The organism is Proteiniborus ethanoligenes (assembly GCF_900107485.1).
GTDB lineage: Bacteria > Bacillota > Clostridia > Tissierellales > Proteiniboraceae > Proteiniborus > Proteiniborus ethanoligenes.
On sequence record NZ_FNQE01000017.1, the window covers coordinates 1 to 16,844 of the forward strand.

General features: G+C 30.3%; 21 protein-coding genes, 1 riboswitch and 1 other annotated feature. Of the genes, 2 read left to right on the forward strand and 19 right to left on the reverse strand.

The window, feature by feature from the left end; genetic code table 11:
* Positions 1-235 precede the first annotated feature (235 nt).
* Complete coding sequence (locus BLV37_RS08090; protein ID WP_091729806.1) at positions 236-676, forward strand: YaiI/YqxD family protein; 441 nt, start codon at positions 236-238, stop codon at positions 674-676.
* Positions 677-728: 52 nt separating this feature from the next.
* Here the strand turns inward: BLV37_RS08090 and BLV37_RS08095 are convergent, their stop codons facing one another.
* The 10 genes from BLV37_RS08095 to BLV37_RS15055 all read right to left on the reverse strand — a co-directional run bounded on the left by BLV37_RS08095 (position 729) and on the right by BLV37_RS15055 (position 8,260).
* Positions 729-1,685: a prenyltransferase gene (locus BLV37_RS08095; protein WP_091729809.1), complete on the reverse strand. Its 957-nt coding sequence runs from the start codon at positions 1,683-1,685 to the stop codon at positions 729-731.
* Positions 1,686-1,755: 70 nt separating this feature from the next.
* Positions 1,756-2,433, reverse strand: a complete 678-nt coding sequence (locus BLV37_RS08100; RefSeq protein ID WP_091729813.1) for a metal-dependent hydrolase — start codon at positions 2,431-2,433, stop codon at positions 1,756-1,758.
* 174 nt (positions 2,434-2,607) lie between these two features.
* Positions 2,608-3,279, reverse strand: a complete 672-nt coding sequence (gene deoC, locus BLV37_RS08105; RefSeq protein ID WP_091729816.1) for a deoxyribose-phosphate aldolase — start codon at positions 3,277-3,279, stop codon at positions 2,608-2,610.
* A 13-nt stretch (positions 3,280-3,292) separates the two neighbouring features.
* Positions 3,293-3,865 carry a phosphate propanoyltransferase gene (gene pduL, locus BLV37_RS08110; protein ID WP_091729819.1) on the reverse strand — a complete coding sequence of 191 codons (573 nt, stop codon included), beginning with the start codon at positions 3,863-3,865 and terminating at the stop codon, positions 3,293-3,295.
* A gap of 105 nt (positions 3,866-3,970) precedes the next feature.
* The gene (locus tag BLV37_RS08115) at positions 3,971-4,543 is read right to left on the reverse strand and encodes a flavodoxin family protein (RefSeq protein ID WP_091729822.1); all 573 of its coding nucleotides are present in this window, start codon (positions 4,541-4,543) and stop codon (positions 3,971-3,973) included.
* Between the two features lie 53 nt (positions 4,544-4,596).
* On the reverse strand, positions 4,597-5,361 hold the full coding sequence (locus BLV37_RS08120) for a folate family ECF transporter S component (RefSeq protein WP_091729825.1): 765 nt from the start codon (positions 5,359-5,361) through the stop codon (positions 4,597-4,599).
* A gap of 69 nt (positions 5,362-5,430) precedes the next feature.
* Positions 5,431-5,534, reverse strand: a riboswitch (THF riboswitch).
* A gap of 52 nt (positions 5,535-5,586) precedes the next feature.
* Positions 5,587-6,558 carry a restriction endonuclease gene (locus BLV37_RS08125; protein WP_091729827.1) on the reverse strand — a complete coding sequence of 324 codons (972 nt, stop codon included), beginning with the start codon at positions 6,556-6,558 and terminating at the stop codon, positions 5,587-5,589.
* Between the two features lie 70 nt (positions 6,559-6,628).
* The gene (locus BLV37_RS08130; protein ID WP_091729830.1) at positions 6,629-7,306 is read right to left on the reverse strand and encodes a TIGR01906 family membrane protein; all 678 of its coding nucleotides are present in this window, start codon (positions 7,304-7,306) and stop codon (positions 6,629-6,631) included.
* A 15-nt stretch (positions 7,307-7,321) separates the two neighbouring features.
* Positions 7,322-7,942, reverse strand: a complete 621-nt coding sequence (locus BLV37_RS08135) for a DedA family protein (RefSeq protein ID WP_091729832.1) — start codon at positions 7,940-7,942, stop codon at positions 7,322-7,324.
* 144 nt (positions 7,943-8,086) lie between these two features.
* Complete coding sequence (locus tag BLV37_RS15055; RefSeq protein ID WP_091729835.1) at positions 8,087-8,260, reverse strand: hypothetical protein; 174 nt, start codon at positions 8,258-8,260, stop codon at positions 8,087-8,089.
* A 188-nt stretch (positions 8,261-8,448) separates the two neighbouring features.
* Between BLV37_RS15055 and BLV37_RS08145 the strand changes: the two genes are divergently transcribed.
* Positions 8,449-8,652 carry a hypothetical protein gene (locus BLV37_RS08145; protein ID WP_091729837.1) on the forward strand — a complete coding sequence of 68 codons (204 nt, stop codon included), beginning with the start codon at positions 8,449-8,451 and terminating at the stop codon, positions 8,650-8,652.
* A gap of 53 nt (positions 8,653-8,705) precedes the next feature.
* Here BLV37_RS08145 and BLV37_RS08150 read toward each other — a convergent pair whose 3' ends face one another.
* The 9 genes from BLV37_RS08150 to BLV37_RS08190 all read right to left on the reverse strand — a co-directional run bounded on the left by BLV37_RS08150 (position 8,706) and on the right by BLV37_RS08190 (position 16,843).
* Entirely contained in the window at positions 8,706-9,641 is a 936-nt protein-coding gene (locus BLV37_RS08150) for an aminoglycoside phosphotransferase family protein (protein WP_176967925.1), read from the reverse strand.
* A gap of 43 nt (positions 9,642-9,684) precedes the next feature.
* Complete coding sequence (locus BLV37_RS08155) at positions 9,685-10,200, reverse strand: MltG/YceG/YrrL family protein (RefSeq protein ID WP_091729842.1); 516 nt, start codon at positions 10,198-10,200, stop codon at positions 9,685-9,687.
* Between the two features lie 78 nt (positions 10,201-10,278).
* Positions 10,279-11,292: an aspartate--ammonia ligase gene (gene asnA / locus BLV37_RS08160; RefSeq protein WP_091729845.1), complete on the reverse strand. Its 1,014-nt coding sequence runs from the start codon at positions 11,290-11,292 to the stop codon at positions 10,279-10,281.
* 74 nt (positions 11,293-11,366) lie between these two features.
* Positions 11,367-11,617: a binding site (T-box leader), on the reverse strand.
* Between the two features lie 116 nt (positions 11,618-11,733).
* Positions 11,734-12,897 carry a CD0519/CD1768 family membrane protein gene (locus BLV37_RS08165; RefSeq protein WP_091729848.1) on the reverse strand — a complete coding sequence of 388 codons (1,164 nt, stop codon included), beginning with the start codon at positions 12,895-12,897 and terminating at the stop codon, positions 11,734-11,736.
* A 150-nt stretch (positions 12,898-13,047) separates the two neighbouring features.
* Positions 13,048-13,773 (reverse strand): amino acid ABC transporter ATP-binding protein, encoded by a 726-nt coding sequence (locus tag BLV37_RS08170; protein WP_091729851.1) that lies wholly within the window; start codon positions 13,771-13,773, stop codon positions 13,048-13,050.
* A complete protein-coding gene (locus BLV37_RS08175) occupies positions 13,766-14,377 on the reverse strand; it encodes an amino acid ABC transporter permease (protein ID WP_091729996.1) in 612 nt (203 codons plus the stop codon). Before BLV37_RS08175 ends, BLV37_RS08170 begins: the two co-directional genes overlap by 8 nt.
* Positions 14,378-14,433: 56 nt before the next feature.
* Complete coding sequence (locus BLV37_RS08180; protein WP_091729854.1) at positions 14,434-15,270, reverse strand: transporter substrate-binding domain-containing protein; 837 nt, start codon at positions 15,268-15,270, stop codon at positions 14,434-14,436.
* A 284-nt stretch (positions 15,271-15,554) separates the two neighbouring features.
* Entirely contained in the window at positions 15,555-15,767 is a 213-nt protein-coding gene (locus tag BLV37_RS08185; RefSeq protein ID WP_091729857.1) for a DUF3006 domain-containing protein, read from the reverse strand.
* Between the two features lie 5 nt (positions 15,768-15,772).
* Positions 15,773-16,843, reverse strand: a complete 1,071-nt coding sequence (locus tag BLV37_RS08190) for an MBL fold metallo-hydrolase (protein WP_091729859.1) — start codon at positions 16,841-16,843, stop codon at positions 15,773-15,775.
* Position 16,844 lies beyond the last annotated feature (1 nt).

Below are 16,844 nucleotides of genomic sequence, written 5' to 3' on the forward strand. Positions count from 1 at the left end.
ATGCCTTTTATCTGTTGGTAATTTGATATCCTTAATAGATTTTATCTAATTCCTGTGGATAATTCTCAATTTCCATTCTGCAACTATCTATTTTTTTAAAATAATATTACTAAATAGCCATAAGCTATTTAAAAACCTTATACAAAATATAAACTATGACTTATTTGACAGTCTTATTCTCTAACTGTTATCATATTACTTAATAAATACAAAACTAGACATAGTGAGGTTTGCCATGAGAGTATTAGTTGATGCTGATGCATGTCCTGTTAAGGAAATTATAGTAGAAGTCTGTAAAGATTACAATGTTGAAGTAATAATGTTTGCTGATACTAGTCATTTAATAAATCTAGAATGCACAGTAATTACCCTTGATAAGGGTTGTGATTCTGTAGATATTGCAATAGCTAATTCTTGCAACAAAAATGATATTGTTGTTACTCAAGACTATGGTGTTGCTTCTATGGTTTTAGGTGCTGGATGCTATGCTATAAATCAAAACGGGCTTATATATAACAAAGAAAATATTGATAGACTTATGTTTGAAAGATTCTTGTCTCAAAAATCAAGACGTGCCGGCTTAAAAGGCTCAAAACATAGAAAGAGAACTAAAGAAAACAACAATGCTTTTAAAAGCTCTTTTATTAAGCTATTAAATATAGCTAAAGAACAATAAGTTTTTTATAGTCTCATAAAGAATGTAGAAGCATAGGTCCTCACTGCATTCTTCATGATATATTTTTAATAACAGCTCCAATACCTATTGTAATGACTTGTACAATATTTAATAGTACAAAATTTTTCACAGCTAAAATAAAAGTGTCTTTTTTAGTCTGCAAATGAGCAAACCTTTTAATATTTTTATTTACTAGTATTAAAGTAAGTAGTGAAATAGCAGTTATACTAGGTACTATTCTCAGTATTAATAGAAGAATAATATCTAAATATGCAATACAATATAGGGCTTTAAATAGTTTAAGTGCTTTCTCTTTGCCAATAAATATTGGTAAAGTATATCTTTTATTCTCTATATCATCTTCCATATCACAAATGTTATTAGCAAGCATAATATTCCCAATTCCCACAATAGGAGGAACACATAATAAGAATATATATATTATTTCTTTAACATTTATTCCAAAATTTAAAACTTCATTAGAGTAGGAATAGAAAATAATATTTTTGTCAAACACATGAATATAGATTGAGATAAACACTATTATAAATCCCATAAAAATCCCTGAAAATATTTCACCTAATGGTAGCCTCGATATTGGTATAGGTCCATATGAATACAGTACTGATGCAATAAAGGATACAATGCCTAACAATAGAATAATAAAATTTGTATTTAAATACAGTAACACCCCAAAGACTATAGCAGCTAAAAATAATACCCCTATAGTAGCTATAACTATGCTTTCTTTTAAATTATATTTCACTATGGCATTATGAGTTTCATAATTATAGCCATGCTTTTTTATTGCTTTTCTATAATCCACATAGTTATTTATTGCAGTAGTACCCATATCCACACATAGTAAGGATATAAACATTATACTAAAATTCTTAAAATTAAAGCTTTCAAATCTATACAGTGTATATGCTGTTCCTAAAAAAAATGGAATCATGCTGGCTACTTTTGTTTGGATTTCTACTAGTTTAAGAAAGCTTGATATGGTCATGTTTTTCCTCCTAATTTGTATAAGCAAAATATTAATATTTGCTAAATCTATTATGCCTATTTTATAATAACTATAATTCTATTCCATCTCCAAAGGATAATGCTCTTACCTCTGTATCCTTTACCTTGTTTTTAAAAGATAATGGATCAGCTTTTATAACAGGGAATGTATCATAATGCATAGGTATGACAATCTTAGGCTTAATAAACTCAACTGCCTTCACTGCATCCTCTATATCCATTGTGTAATTCCCACCGATTGGAAGGAACGCAAGGTCTATTTTTTCATCCTCTAACAGCTTCATGTCCATGGTAAGCCCAGTATCACCAGCATGATATATTTTTCTCCCCTCAGCTTGAATTAAAAAACCACATGGATTGCCTCCATAAATTATGTCTGTCCCATCAAATATGCCTGAGCCATGTAAGGCTGGGGTCATTTTAACTATACCAAAATCTAATTCTACTCTGCCACCAATATGCATAGTATGAATATTCAAATTATGCCTTTCTAAATAATTTCCTATTTCGAAATTACATATTATTTTAGAGCCCCACTTCTTCCCTATTTCTACAGTATCTCCTAAGTGGTCACCATGCCCATGGGTTACAAAAATATGAGTAATACCTTCTAAGTCATCTAATTTAAGTGGACAATTTGGATTACCTGTAATAAATGGATCAATTATTCCTTTTATTTTTTGACCTTCTAGTAAAACCACAGAATGACTAAGATATTTAATTATCATTAAACCACCCTTTCAATTTTATAGAATATGTATAGTACCATTATATTGTATTTAAACTCAGACTTTCAAGTATAGAGGTAAAGTTCTTTTTAATAAAAAATAATAAGGTTGAACTTTATACTCCTTATAAAAAAAAGAGTAGCTAGTACAATTCTTACTTGCTACCCTACAGCTTTAATAGCTGCCGTCTGCTGCTTTTATTCCTTCAACAATCTCTACTGAAGAACTAGCACCTATTCTAGTTGCTCCTGCTTCTATCATTTCCTTTGCCTTTTCAGAATCCCTAATACCTCCTGAAGCTTTTACGCCAATTTGAGGTCCTACTGATTCTCTCATAAGTATAATGTCTTCCTTTGTAGCTCCACCTGTGTTAAAGCCAGTGGATGTTTTTACATAATCAGCTCCTGCTTCCACAGCTAATTTGCAAGCTATTTCTTTTTCTTCATCTGTAAGTAAACAGGTTTCAATAATAACCTTTACTAATGCCCTACCTTTTGCAGCTTCTACTACTGCCTTTATGTCTTCCCTTACTATATCGTATTCTTTATCCTTTAATGCCCCTACGTTAATTACCATATCTAGCTCATCTGCGCCATTTTCTATGGCATTTTTTGCTTCAAATGCCTTTACTTCTTTATTAGTGCTACCTAGCGGAAAGCCTATTACTGAAGTAACCTTTACACCAGAGCCTTCTAATTGGCTTTTAACGAAATTCACATAGTAGGGATTGACACAAACTGAAGCAAATTTATACTCTCTTGCTTCTTCACAAACCTTTTTCACCATTTCCTTAGTGATTTCAGGTTTCAAAATAGTATGGTCTATCATTGAAGCTAAATTATTCATTTATTTACCTCCACTATTTTATTAGCTCTACCATATCGCCGTTTTTCACTCCTGCTGCATTTCCTTCGTCTACATCAACATGCATTTCTAAAGCATACTCTGGGTGAACCCTCACTAATACATTTTCAAATATTAAACCTCTTTCTCCTCCAACTCTAACTTTTACTCTGTCCTTATCATTAACACCAAAATCTTCAGCATCAGCAGTATGCATGTGTATATGCCTAGCAGCTGCAATAATTCCTTCTGTAATCTGTACTTCTCCTTTTGGTCCTACAAGCTTAGCGCCAGGGCTTCCTGCTAAATCTCCAGAATCTCTTACTGGTGGAACCACCCCTAATGTAAAACCGTCAGCTAGTGAAACCTCTATTTGTGTGTTTTTTCTTGCTGGTCCTAAAACCCTAACACCCTTTAATGTGTTTTTAGGTCCTACTACATCAATTTTTTCTTCGCAAGCATATTGACCAGGCTGAGATAAATCCTTGGTTTTATTAAGTTCATGTCCTTCTCCGAAAAGTATTTTTATGTGCTCTTCGCTAAGATGAACATGTCTGTTTGATAGTGCTATTGGAAGTGTGTTTTTCATAACCTATTCCTCCTCATTAGATATTTATTATTAGTTTAGTTGTTAAAACTTCCTACAAAGTAAATTATAATTCTTTTGGCAATAAAAATCAAATACCCTTGAGGCTTATAAAACTAGCTCTTTTCCCTTTTCAAATGCTATTTCCAAAATATCTTGCCGCTCCCAAACTGGTATTTCATCAGTGTTTGAGGAGAATAAATTGTATTTATATTCAGTGTTTATTGCTTTAAAAAATAAATCCATTACAGGAATGCAAGCATCAAAATGCTCTTTTCTTTCTGGTGCTCCCCCTACGCTAATAAACATTCCAACTCTTTTTTTATTCCTGTCTATAGAAGGATTTTTTAGAACATATTTGCTGGACCAGTAGACTTGGCATCTATCTATCATTATTTTAGTTAAACTGCTTACTGTATTAAAATATAATGGTGAAGCAATAATGATTATATCGCTATGATTAAAATCGTCATATATATCTGTCATATCATCTTTAATAAAGCACTTCCCTGTTTTTTCACACACTGCACAGGCTTTACAGAGGGACATATCCATGTCGTTTAAGTATACTTTTTTTATTTCTACTCTATTTGTCCTCACACCTTCTAAGACAGCATCTAATAATCTGTCTGTGTTTTTGTTTTTTCTCTGACTCCCCATAATTGCTAAAACCTTTTTCATAAAAACCTCCTTAATTATAATTAAGGCTACTAGATTAACTAGTAGCCCTATGATTAACTTACTTTAACATGTTTGAAAGCTTTTGATATTGTATATATTATAGTTGTATGAAGCGGAATAACTATTAATCCAGCTAATATCCTTCCTGGTAATAATATTAGAAAGCCTTTTTCATATAGCATTGATAGCCATAATGTATTTAGGCCTAGGGATATTATTATATATGGAACTGTTACTATAAATGCTATTTTATCTATAGAGATAATTTCACCCTTACTGTTTTCTTTTCTAGACATAATAATTGGTATTGCAATAAATGATGCTACTAAAAGAACATAAAGCATGGCATATATCATAGGCATAGGCTTATCATACATATAGTAAGTCCCATTTTTCATAGCTAGTACCTTACTGTCAAATAATACAAGCACAATACCTACAGCTATTGAGGTAAGTACAACTCCATTAATAATATTGTAGTTTATTTTAAACTTATTTTTTCTTATAAGCGAAAATAAAACTCCTGGTATAACTCCCCATAATATACTGCTTAACGTAAACCCTGGGAAAAATGCTGAGCCTTGCAAATTAATCATTACTCCAATTAAGTCGGCTATTACCCCGCTAAGCCCTCCCACTAAAGGTCCAAATAAGATTCCTGAAATAATAAGTGGAACTTCTCCAATGCCAAATCTTAATGTAGGAAGCCCTGCTAAAGGTATCATAAAAGAAAAAACTCTTGTAAGTACTATACTGATTGCTGTAAGAAGACTTGCTCCAACTAGTGATCTTGTATCAATTTTCTTTTTGTTATTCATTTTCTTCACCTCCTTCTCTTTTAGTGACAGTTATCTGCCACATTAAAGAGAAGTCAGGCTCCCTAATGTAACAGCGGACGCGGTAAAGTATCGCAGACTTATACATAAATAAATCTTTCGTTTAAAGGCAACTTCCCATCCTTTAACACTTGACGTGCTTTACCTACTCTGTCAATTAACATAATCATTTTACACTAATCTATCTATTTTGTATATGTAAAAATGCTACAATATTTTTTCTTCATGCTTCTCTTCATTTAACTTAAATAAGTCGCTTATCAATTTAATTATTGATATTAATGCTATAGTAAAAATAATATACCCAACTATCATATAGTAACCCTTATAAGGAGTAAAGTTTCCAAATACAATCATAGATGTACCTAGAAAAATATACTTAATTATTTTGCTCTTCGATAAAACTATATCTTTATAGCTTTTAAAATGTATTTTATTATCGGATATTTCATCAAAAATTAACTTTTTAATTTCTACATCTGAAGGATATAAATTCGCTTTTCTAATAATCTCTATTAGCTCTTCAATGTCTATTAGCTGAATATGAACATGCTTCTTTAGCTTTTCTGACAAGACTCTTGCTTCTTGAGTAAAGGATGAAGTGGTAATTATCACTCCTTTTTTTATGTCTTCTCTTCTTAGTCCTATAAAAAAGTCTCTAATAATATCTACCCCAACTTTATAATCATTATCATATTGGAAACATTTAATTCCTATTTTTGTTCCAGATAGATTACCTACCATATCTATGCCTCTTCGCTCTAATTTCATTATGTTTTCTAGTCCGTATTTATCTAAAATATCCATTATATGCTCTGTGTAATCGTTAGGAGAATGGTTTAATAGCTCTTTAAATGTTTTTTTTAATACTACTTGTCGATTTACTATCTGTATTTTTCTCTTTAGTTTTGATTTGTTTATTCTATATACTACAAAATTATACAATGTAAATATCTGTATTGAAATTAGCAATGTAAATAAGAAGCTTTTACTTATGAAGAAAAAAAAGATAATTAAGCTGCTAAGAAAAAACACTTTAAATATAATTCTATCTAAAATCATTGCAAAATAGGTTTTTCCTTTTCCAGTCTTTTCATAATAATATCTTTTAAGCCTTATATTATTTATTTTTTTGACTGTTATCTTTTTTATCTTATCATTTGTTACATTTATATCCATGCTATTCACTCCCTTCAGAATAGATTATCTCCAATCTAAGAGAAAAAATAACACAATTTGTTAAAAGAACTTATTTTTTAATTATAGTATTTCTTCTGTCTAAAAATATGCCTATAGTTAGAACTAAAGCCAGTTCTACGACAAAAAATAATAAAATCCTATAAGCTATGCTACTGAAAAAATCAAGTGGCAGCATTTGTATTAGGATATCTGTCTTTGGATCTAAAAGCCATAAATCATTAGTAAAAAAAATTTCATGAAAATGTGTAAAGTATTTATTAAAATCTATATACATTAGCAAACCTAATATTCCCATTAAAACTGCAGGCCATATTGAGGTTATTATTAAAGCTTTACCTATTGCTTTTCTATTAAATATTATTAAGCCTACAATAGAAATAATAAATATAACCATCATAGTATTTCTTATTATATATCCTTTATTAAATAACTCCTTTACATCTACCATATGCAATATTTCTCTTTCTTCAAATACCTGCTCCCTCTCTCCATTAACTTCTGTAAATATAATTAAATTTTCTCTTTTACCTTTTAAATAATCAAGCATTTCACTTGTTACATCCATTAGATTATCCATACTAATTCCTGTTTCTTCTGGGATGTTATGCTCTTTATACTTATCTTCATAAAATTTCATATCAAAAGTGGCTATTTCTACATCAGTCATTAATAATATCATTGGTAGTGATATTGAAAGAAATAGGATAAATAATATAGTTTTTTTCATTTTCATCTCCCTCATTTAATCAAATAGTCTTTTCTTTAATTGAAGCATAATAAAATAAATTATTAAAGAAATAATACCTATAATAATAATGTATCTGTTATACTCATTCATCTTTTTAAATATAAGCTGCCAATTTTCGCCAAGTTTTTTGCCTAAAATTATAAGAGTGAAATTATGTAAAAAAGAAATTGTAACTATTGATATATATGCAAATCTGCGTTTTACTCTAAACACACCTGCTGATAGTACGGTTAGGGAGAAAATTCCTGGAATAAATTTGCTTAGTATAATAGTCCATGCTCCTAGTTTTTTAAATATCTTGTTTAACTTTTCTATTTTATTTGTAGGAAATAGAAAAGTTATAATTTTAGAATGTAATATCCTCTCTTGCTTTTTTCTACCAATGTTGTATAGAAATATTGAAGAAGATGATGTGGCTACTACTGCATTAGTTACAACTAAAAATATATTTAAATGAGCAATCTCTGACAAATAGCCTTCTAATATCAGTACCATGTCCCCAGGATAAGGTGGGAATAGGACTTGCAGAGATTGGGAAACAAAGAAAAACAAATAGGACAATAATACATTTTCATTAACTATATTTTTTGCAAAGCTAATAATTAATTGCTCCATTAATATATACACCTCTTATTAATTGTTTACCCTATAAATATTATATTCCTTCAAAATATAATAGTATAAAAAAAACTGAATAAAATCAATCAATAATACGACTATTTTTATTCTTTATATAAAAAAACCCGATGATTCGGGTTTTTATGACATAGCTCTTTCAAGTTTATCGAGATGTTGAATTGGGAACATCCTTAATAGTTCTTTAAATTGCTCTACTGTAAGACCTTGTGTTGTAGTGTAAATATCTATTTTTTCTTCTACACTTGCATCTCTAAATCTTTTTTTTACTTCTTCAAAATTCACACCATCTGGCATATAATTACTCCTTTCTTATCTTATCGGTTTGAAAAGTTGAACTCATTAATAGTATGAATTATTATATTGTAAATTATTCTAAAAACTATATTCCCCTATAGTTCTTGTTCTATATGAATGAGCCTAATATGCACATTATTATTAAAATATCATATTATATAACGAGCATATTATAAGGAGGTATTTTAATGAGAAGAAGGATGATAAAAACAGATGAAAATCTACCTATTCCTGCGGTAGATATATTTGAAGAAATAGAATTTGTTGAAAGTATAGAAGATAAAGATGATATAGAAAATAAGAAGAAAGAGTTAAATTATGAAGCAGTTGGGCTTTCAAATTGGATATTTTTAATTATCATACTGATAATATTCTTACTTAGCTTAGTTTAGTATAAATATAAACCATAGTAAATTATCAAAAAAAGTGGGCTTCCCCACTTTTTCTATTGCATATCATCTAGTCTTTCTAATAATTTTATTCCTTGAAGGTAATATTCTGGTGCCGTATAATATGCCCAGCTACAGATAAATAGTCCTTTGTTAAGCAAATAATATTTCATTTTATATTCTAATACATCCTCTTTAATTTTCAAATACTCTTTGTATCTTTTCATAAAAGGTTCCTTTAACCATGGTTCTTCCAAAAATACTGTATGATATAAATCTGTAAAATCTATATCAGGGTCATCAGGATAACAATGTTCAAAATCAATAATTCCAGAAATTTTCCACCCTTCTTTTTCTCTATTAATAAGCATATTCCTAGCTGAAAAATCATGGTGGCAAAGTCTAGGAACATCTCTTGGCTTAATGTCATCATAGTATTTAATCAGCTTTTCATATGAATGCATTATTAATTCCTTATGAGGGATATCTTGTCTAATAATATTCTCAATAATAATCTTATCACTATTTTTTCTATACTCCATAAAATCTTTATGATTGAGTATAAAGGTTCCATATTCTTGCCAAGCACCATAATAATCATATTTATAAGCGCTGTGTATCCTGCCTAGTATTTCTCCCATCTGCTGCATTATATAGACCTTATTCTCATTAGAAAGCTCCTTCCATACATTCCCAAGAATTATACCTTCTATGTTGCTCATAAGCAGCCATTCTATTTCTGAAAAAACCTTTCCGCTTATTAATAATTTGGGACATTTTATCTTATCTCTTAAAAGTTTTAGACCTGTCAATTCGTTGCAAAATCTAAAGGCTTTACCATATATTTTTAAAATATAGCTGTTTTCTTTTTCATCTTTAATTAAGTAAACCAAGTGTCTGCCTAAGTTGTGATGTCCTACTTCTGTGACAGTATATTTGCAGTCTATATATTTAGCTATTATCTCTGTAATATCATCTGAATATATGAACATGCTTATTCCTCCAATATAGAGCATTAGCATAAGACATAACAGTCTATCTACGGGTCAGTGCTTTTATTAGTAAATCATATTCCATGTTCTTATTTAACTGAAAAGTACCATAATTAAATTTTTTTTGTACATTTCTTTCTATAGCTAAATTTGTAAATACTTCTTTGTCATTAATTATTCCAGCTTCAAATAATTTGTTGATTATCTCTTCGCTATTTTGACCTTTACTAATTACAAACTTTATAGTTTCATTTTCCTCTGCTACAGCTTCAGCATTTGTATCATTGTCATTTAAGTCTTCTTCTATTATTGTTTCTAATTTTTCATCTATTATTTTTTCTTCATCATCTTCATTATTTTTTTCAACACTATCTTGAGATTGAGAAATTGCTTCTTTTAAAGAGACCATACCCAATTCTCTTGCCTTTTCTATTACTTGTTCATCTGTGTATGAGGTGTATTTAATTTTAGGATAAGCTATGTTTAATAAACTAGCAATTACAAAACCTATTCCTATGCCTAATAATAAAAATAGCTTATTGGTTTTATTTCTATTCATATTTTATCACCTTTATCATAATTCTATGTCTCTCTATATAATAGCATGAAAAAAAACAAATGTATATTCCTTTAGATTTTATAATAAAAAAATATTAGATGTGACGCAATTATCAATCATCTCTTCAGGCCATACTGAGGCTTGTACTTCACCTATATGTGCTTTCTGAAGGAAAAACATACAAATTCTTGATTGTCCTATTCCACCGCCAATTGTATAGGGTAGTTTTTCATTTAGCAGCATATTATGATAATCTAAGCTTAATCTTTCTTCACAGTTTGTTTTTCTTATTTGTTCTAGTAAGGCTTCCTTGTCAACTCTAATTCCCATTGACGATAATTCAATCTCCTGCTCTAAAATAGGGTTCCAAAATATTATATCTCCATTTAATCGCCAATCATCATAGTCTGGCGCCCTCCCATCATGCTTCTTTCCTGAATCTAAAACGTCTCCTATTTTCATAAGAAATACTGCTTTTTTCTCTTTGGCTATAGAATGCTCTCTTTCTTTAGGAGTTAAATTAGGATACATGTCTTCTAGTTCTTGAGTAGTTATAAATGCTATTTCTTCAGGCAATATTCTTTCTAATTGAGGATAAATATTAGCTATATACTTTTCCACATTCAAAAAAACCTTATATATTTTTTTAACTATTTCCTTTAAATATTTTTCAGTCCTTTGCTCTTTCTGGATTACTATTTCCCAATCCCATTGATCTACATATAAAGAATGAATATTGTCTAAATCCTCATCTGGTCTTATAGCATTCATATCAGTATATAATCCTTCTCCTGCCTTAAATCCGTATTTTCCTAAAGCCATCCTCTTCCATTTAGCAAGAGATTGTACAATTTCAAGCTTAGAATAATTATCGTATTTCATACCAAAAGACACTGGCTTCTCCATTCCACTTAAATTATCATTTAGTCCTGTTTCAGGCTTAACAAACAAGGGTGCTGATACCCTAATTAAATTTAACTCTTTTGCAAGCTCAGTTTCAAATTTGTCCTTAATTATTTTAATTGCTACTTCTGTTTGGATAACATTTAGGCTAGGTTTATAATCTTCTGGAACTATTAATCCTTTTATCATAAGACTTCCTCCCTTGGGTATAAACATATACTTTTAGTATTAATTCATAAAAACAAAAAGCCCTTCGTCCTAAAAACAAGGACGAAAGGCATATGCTTCCGTGGTACCACCTTAATTAGCTAATAATAAGCTCACTCTATCAGTACGGAATCTCTTCGATACTGTCCAATGCATAACGGTTTGGTACCGTCTAAGCCTACTTTCCATAGTGATTTCGGTTAGAGACTCATAGATGTTCTTCAAATAAAGTACTGTATCGGACTCTCACCATCGCCGACTCTCTTTGACATTTACCTTACTCTACTCTTCTAATCATAGTCTTTTAATTTTTCGATTTAACACTTTAACATATTATAAGTCTATTACATCTCATTGTCAACAATTTTTTAATAAAAGATTCTACCTTTTTCTAATGCTTTGATTTCCTATTTAATAATTAAATTATAAAATATTGATTAATATAAGAATGTAATGTGCAGATACACCAGCTACTATTCCTCCAATAGTATGACTTATTATTGCTTTTGAAATAAGTTTTCTGTGTCCTAAGGCATCTAGCATAGCAACATGTGTGCTTAGAAAGCCGCTCCAGCACATACCCATCGCTGTAAATACAGCTATTTCATTTGAGCCTATAATCCCGTTCTTTAAAAAATTTGGAATCAGGCTAAGGGCTGCTCCTACTGCTCCAAGTGCAGTAATAGGAAAAGCTATTGCTTCTGGTCTTTCAAATCCAAACAAAAGCTTTGATAAGGGAGAAATAAGTTCTCCTATTTTAGGTAATAGTTCAACTCCCTCAAAGGCTAGACCTTGATATCCTAGAGAAGGGTCTGAAGGTCCAAAGGTTAATATCATTATTATGGTGCATATGACTAATACTCCTGGTATAATACTAAGCCCTATATCTACTCCTAGCTTACCACCCTCTAGAAAAGCAGTAAGAAATCGTTCAAAAAAGCTTCCTTCTGATTTTTCAATTAAGTCATCTGATAAATCCTTGTCTTTTTTGTTCTTTTCTATATAGTCTTTATCAATCCCCATGGCTTTTCTGGTTCTATATGCCATGATTCTAACACTTACTATACTACCAACAATAGCACCTGCATTTCCGACTATAGCCTCTTTAAAATAACCCAATCCTATCATAAAGGTTGTCACTATTAATCCCATACCAAAGGCTGTTCCAAGATTGCAAAGACAGGGTGTTTCATACTCTTCAAAATAGCTAATATACTCTTCATCTTTTGCTAATGAAATAATAGCAGGATTATCTGAAAGATAAGTAGTTATTATTCCAAGAGATGCTACTCCAGGCAGATTATATAACGGTCTCATAAGAGGTAAAAATACTTTGTTTAATAACTTTACTACTCCAAATTCTGTAGCTAGTTTGCCAAATGCTCCTGCTAATACAGCTATAGCCATTATGTAAAGCACTGTATCTATAAGGAGCTGATAAGCTGTAGCCATAATCGTAGAAAACATATTGCTTATTCCCATCTTAATCCCTATATATCCAAAGAATATGGAAATGATAGCAAGAAAAGCAATTGTGTCTAAATAAGGAATAACTTTCTTATCTTTATTGACCGCAATATTTTGCATTTTTTCACTCCTCAGGACAATATATTTAGTCACATAACATTATAACTAATTATGTTTCAAAAAGGCAATGAAAAAATGTTATATTATTATTTAAGTTTATTTAATAATCTCTTAAAGAGTTAAATTCTTTAATTGTTCTTTATTCCTAATCTAAATTAACAATTTTGAAAGAAAATCTTTTGTTCTTTTGTTTTTAGGTAGGCTAAATATTTCTTCTGCTGTTCCTTCTTCAATGATATTACCTTCGTCCATAAATATAATTCTATCAGCTACTTCTTTTGCAAAGGCCATTTCATGAGTTACGACTACCATCGTCATACCTTCTTTGGCTAATGATTTCATCACTTCTAATACTTCTCCAACCATTTCTGGGTCTAAAGCAGATGTTGGTTCATCAAACAGCATTACATCAGGGGACATAGCTAGCGCCCTCGCTATGGCTATTCTTTGTTTTTGTCCTCCGGAGAGATTTTGAGGATAAGCATTTATCTTATCTTCAAGTCCAATTTTTCTTAAAAGATCTAATGCAATGTTTTTTGCTTCTTCCTTAGATACTCCCTTTACTTTTATAGGGCTTATTGTAATATTATCTAGAACGTTTAAATGAGGAAATAAATTAAACTGCTGAAAAACCATTCCCATTTTCTGTCTTTGTAAATCAATGTTATTATTTTTACTCCTTATAGACATACCTTCAAAGATTATTTCACCATCAGTAGGCTCTTCAAGTAGATTAAGGCATCTTAATAAAGTACTTTTTCCTGAACCACTTGGTCCTATAATAACTACTACTTCACCTTTTTTTATTTCTATATTCACATTATTTAATACCTTTAAATCACCAAATTGCTTAAATAAACCACTAACCTTAATCACTTGTTTTTAGCCTCCTTTCAGTATGACCTATTAACTTTGATAATGAAAATGTTAGTACAAAATATAGTAATGCAGCTACTATAAGTGGCTCAAAAGGCTTAAATGTATTTCCTCTTATAGTTTCAGCATTGTACATTAACTCAGGTACACCAATAACTGATACTATAGAGGACTCTTTAATGATGGTAATGAACTCATTCCCTAATACTGGGAGTATATTTTTAAAAGCTTGTGGTAGGATAATATGTTTCATAGCCTTAGTATGATTCATACCTAAAGATCTGGCTGCTTCCATTTGTCCCTTATCTACTGCTTCAATACCAGCTCTAATTATTTCAGCTACATAAGCACCACTATTTAGTGATAATGCTACTATACCTGCTGGTATAGCCGTCAAGTTTATAGGTAAGCCATAATATATAATAAAAAGCTGAACCATAATGGGTGTTCCCCTCATAAACTCTATATAAGCAGATGATATTACTTTAAATATTTTAATCCTTGACTGCTTCAACAATGCTAACATTGTCCCTAATACTACTCCAAACAACACAGAAAAAGCTGCTATGATAACAGTATTTTTAACACCTACTATAAAAAACATATAATACTTATTTACAAAGCTAAAATCTAACAATTCCGTACCTCCTAATTATGCAACTATTCATTGTCCATCATATCATTTGCTTCAATTACAAACTGGTCTATTTTGTTCTCGTTTATAAGTCTTTCAATGGTTTTATTTATAGCTTCTAATAATTCCTCATTTCCTTTATTAACAGCTACTGCAGAGCCACCATCCTCATCTTTGAATACTATATTAGTCATATAAAGCTCATCGTTTTTTCTAACATATGCAGCGCCTACAGGTTCTTCAACTAATACAGCATCAACCTTACCTGTTTTAAGCTCGAGCATTAAATTTGTTACTTTACCAAGGGCTTTTATTTGTGGAGTTTCTATTTGTTCTTTTGCAATGTCTTCTTGTATGGCGCCTCTTTGCACTCCTATTAATTTACCTTTAAAATCATTTACTCCTGCATATTTATCAATATCTTTTTTGTTAATAATAAGTGTATGCTCAGCATTATAATATATAGTTGAAAAGTCTACCTCTAGCATCCTTTCTGCATCTGGTGTCATACCTGCCAATACAAAGTCAACCTTATTTGTTTTTAAGTCCGCCAGTAAACCTCCAAACTCCATGTCTTTTATTTCTAATTCTACCCCTAAGTCCTTCGCTATTTCTTCAGCTATAGCAATATCAAATCCAACTATTTTGTCTTTTCCATTAACCTCCATATGAAACTCATAAGGTGGATAGTCTGCACTTGTACCTAAGATTATTTTTCCTGATGCTTTTATTTTTTCTAGTGTTCCCTGATTTTCTTCTGCTTTTACATTGTCCATATTTTTCTGGCCACACCCAGTAAAAATAGTAGCTGTTAAAATCATAATTAAACCTAGTATAATAATATTCTTTGTTTTTTTTGTCATGTGAATTCCTCCTGTGTTTTCAATTTATTTTATAATTATAATTTATTTTGTATATATTTGCAATAGTTATTTTAAAATATTTTTATCTTTTTTTGGTTTTATTACAAAATGTATAAATCACCCTAGATGTATACATTTGTATTATGCAGGGAAAACATTTTCATTTTGGATGCTTTATAATTATTTTTTAAATCAAAATGAATATTATTTGCATATTGTATATTTATTCATCGTTAATTCAAAAAAAATTAATTTAAGTAAAAAAAAAGCCGCTCTGGCGAGGGCTAATTAAATAATTCATCAAATAATTCATCTATTCTCTTTTTTCTTTCTAAGGTTTCATCTTTGTCTATATATATCCTTTCTCCATCAATAATAATAACTGTTCCTTCCTCTGCTTCTCTAGGCAATAGCTCTTTAGGAATGTTTTGCATAGTATTATCCTCTAATTCTACAACTGCAAAGTTTTCTTCGAATCTATCTATTATTCCTTTCATCCTTTTCACCTCTTATTTTCTACACAGATTTTATGAGGCTCATATCCTGCTTTTTCCGCTTCTTCTGTTGAGCTAAAAATAATTCTATTTTCATCTTTAGGTAGGCTGCTGCAATTTATAGAGTGAAATACTTTTGTGTTTTTATTTCCTATATAACTTTCTTCATTTTGAACAGTCTTTTCTTTTGTGATGCTTTTTTCGGTGCTTACTCCATTTACTATAAGGCTCTCACCATCTGTTTCAATGACAATAGTTCCCAGCTCATCTGTTCTTAATATTTTTGCTCTTGTCTTTTCTAATCTTTCTAGTGTTTCCTTATGGGGATGCCCATAATCATTGCCTTTTTCTACAGATATTACTGCGTATTGAGGATTAACTCTATTTAAAAACTCCTCTGTGGTTGATGTTCTACCACCGTGATGACCTATTTTCAATATATCTGCCGATATATCATATCCTTTATCTATCATTTCATTTTCAGATACTTTCTCTGCATCTCCCGTAAAAAGAAAAGAAGTATTTTTGTATTCTAATTTTGTAACTATAGAGTATTCATTTGTCTCACTATACTCTGAGGAATTTGGAGCAATAATGCTATAGCTTAGCTGCCCTTCCTTTATAATATCTATTCCACCTTTTCCTTCTATAGGCTTTATGCCCTTGTTTTTTATTTCTGTTAATAGGCTTTCAAATATTTTTGTATTAGCAGATTTTTTAGGCATGTATATATTTCCTATGTCAAAATTTTTAATAATCTCTGGGAGACCTCCTATATGATCTTCGTGAGGGTGAGTTGCTATAAGATAATCTATTTTTGATATTCCTAATCTCTTTAAATAATTTACTACCAGGTTTGAGTCTGCTCTATTTCCTCCGTCTATTAGTGATACTGTATTATTAGGTAGCTGTATAAGTATACTATCTGCTTGCCCTACATCTATAAAATGAACTGTTAGATTTCCATTATTATCTATAGCATTAGTGCTTTCGTTTGGTTTTATATTATTAAAAACAATGATAATTGCTAATATTGCAACTAATATTAATATAATATATTTTAATTTGCTTGATTTCAAA

Bases quoted from the DNA above. Each gene is read 5' to 3' on its own strand.
- BLV37_RS08120 (WP_091729825.1), bottom strand. From the start codon at position 5,361: ATGAATAACAAAAAGAAAATTGATACAAGATCACTAGTTGGAGCAAGT.
- BLV37_RS08125 (WP_091729827.1), bottom strand. From the start codon at position 6,558: ATGGATATAAATGTAACAAATGATAAGATAAAAAAGATAACAGTCAAA.
- BLV37_RS08155 (WP_091729842.1), bottom strand. From the start codon at position 10,200: ATGAATAGAAATAAAACCAATAAGCTATTTTTATTATTAGGCATAGGA.
- asnA (WP_091729845.1), bottom strand. From the start codon at position 11,292: ATGATAAAAGGATTAATAGTTCCAGAAGATTATAAACCTAGCCTAAAT.
- BLV37_RS08165 (WP_091729848.1), bottom strand. From the start codon at position 12,897: ATGCAAAATATTGCGGTCAATAAAGATAAGAAAGTTATTCCTTATTTA.
- BLV37_RS08150 (WP_176967925.1), bottom strand. From the start codon at position 9,641: ATGTTCATATATTCAGATGATATTACAGAGATAATAGCTAAATATATA.
- BLV37_RS08175 (WP_091729996.1), bottom strand. From the start codon at position 14,377: ATGTTTTTTATAGTAGGTGTTAAAAATACTGTTATCATAGCAGCTTTT.
- BLV37_RS08100 (WP_091729813.1), bottom strand. From the start codon at position 2,433: ATGATAATTAAATATCTTAGTCATTCTGTGGTTTTACTAGAAGGTCAA.
- BLV37_RS08145 (WP_091729837.1), top strand. From the start codon at position 8,449: ATGAGAAGAAGGATGATAAAAACAGATGAAAATCTACCTATTCCTGCG.
- BLV37_RS08130 (WP_091729830.1), bottom strand. From the start codon at position 7,306: ATGAAAAAAACTATATTATTTATCCTATTTCTTTCAATATCACTACCA.
- BLV37_RS15055 (WP_091729835.1), bottom strand. From the start codon at position 8,260: ATGCCAGATGGTGTGAATTTTGAAGAAGTAAAAAAAAGATTTAGAGAT.
- BLV37_RS08115 (WP_091729822.1), bottom strand. From the start codon at position 4,543: ATGAAAAAGGTTTTAGCAATTATGGGGAGTCAGAGAAAAAACAAAAAC.
- pduL (WP_091729819.1), bottom strand. From the start codon at position 3,865: ATGAAAAACACACTTCCAATAGCACTATCAAACAGACATGTTCATCTT.
- deoC (WP_091729816.1), bottom strand. From the start codon at position 3,279: ATGAATAATTTAGCTTCAATGATAGACCATACTATTTTGAAACCTGAA.
- BLV37_RS08180 (WP_091729854.1), bottom strand. From the start codon at position 15,270: ATGACAAAAAAAACAAAGAATATTATTATACTAGGTTTAATTATGATT.
- BLV37_RS08095 (WP_091729809.1), bottom strand. From the start codon at position 1,685: ATGACCATATCAAGCTTTCTTAAACTAGTAGAAATCCAAACAAAAGTA.
- BLV37_RS08135 (WP_091729832.1), bottom strand. From the start codon at position 7,942: ATGGAGCAATTAATTATTAGCTTTGCAAAAAATATAGTTAATGAAAAT.
- BLV37_RS08090 (WP_091729806.1), top strand. From the start codon at position 236: ATGAGAGTATTAGTTGATGCTGATGCATGTCCTGTTAAGGAAATTATA.
- BLV37_RS08185 (WP_091729857.1), bottom strand. From the start codon at position 15,767: ATGAAAGGAATAATAGATAGATTCGAAGAAAACTTTGCAGTTGTAGAA.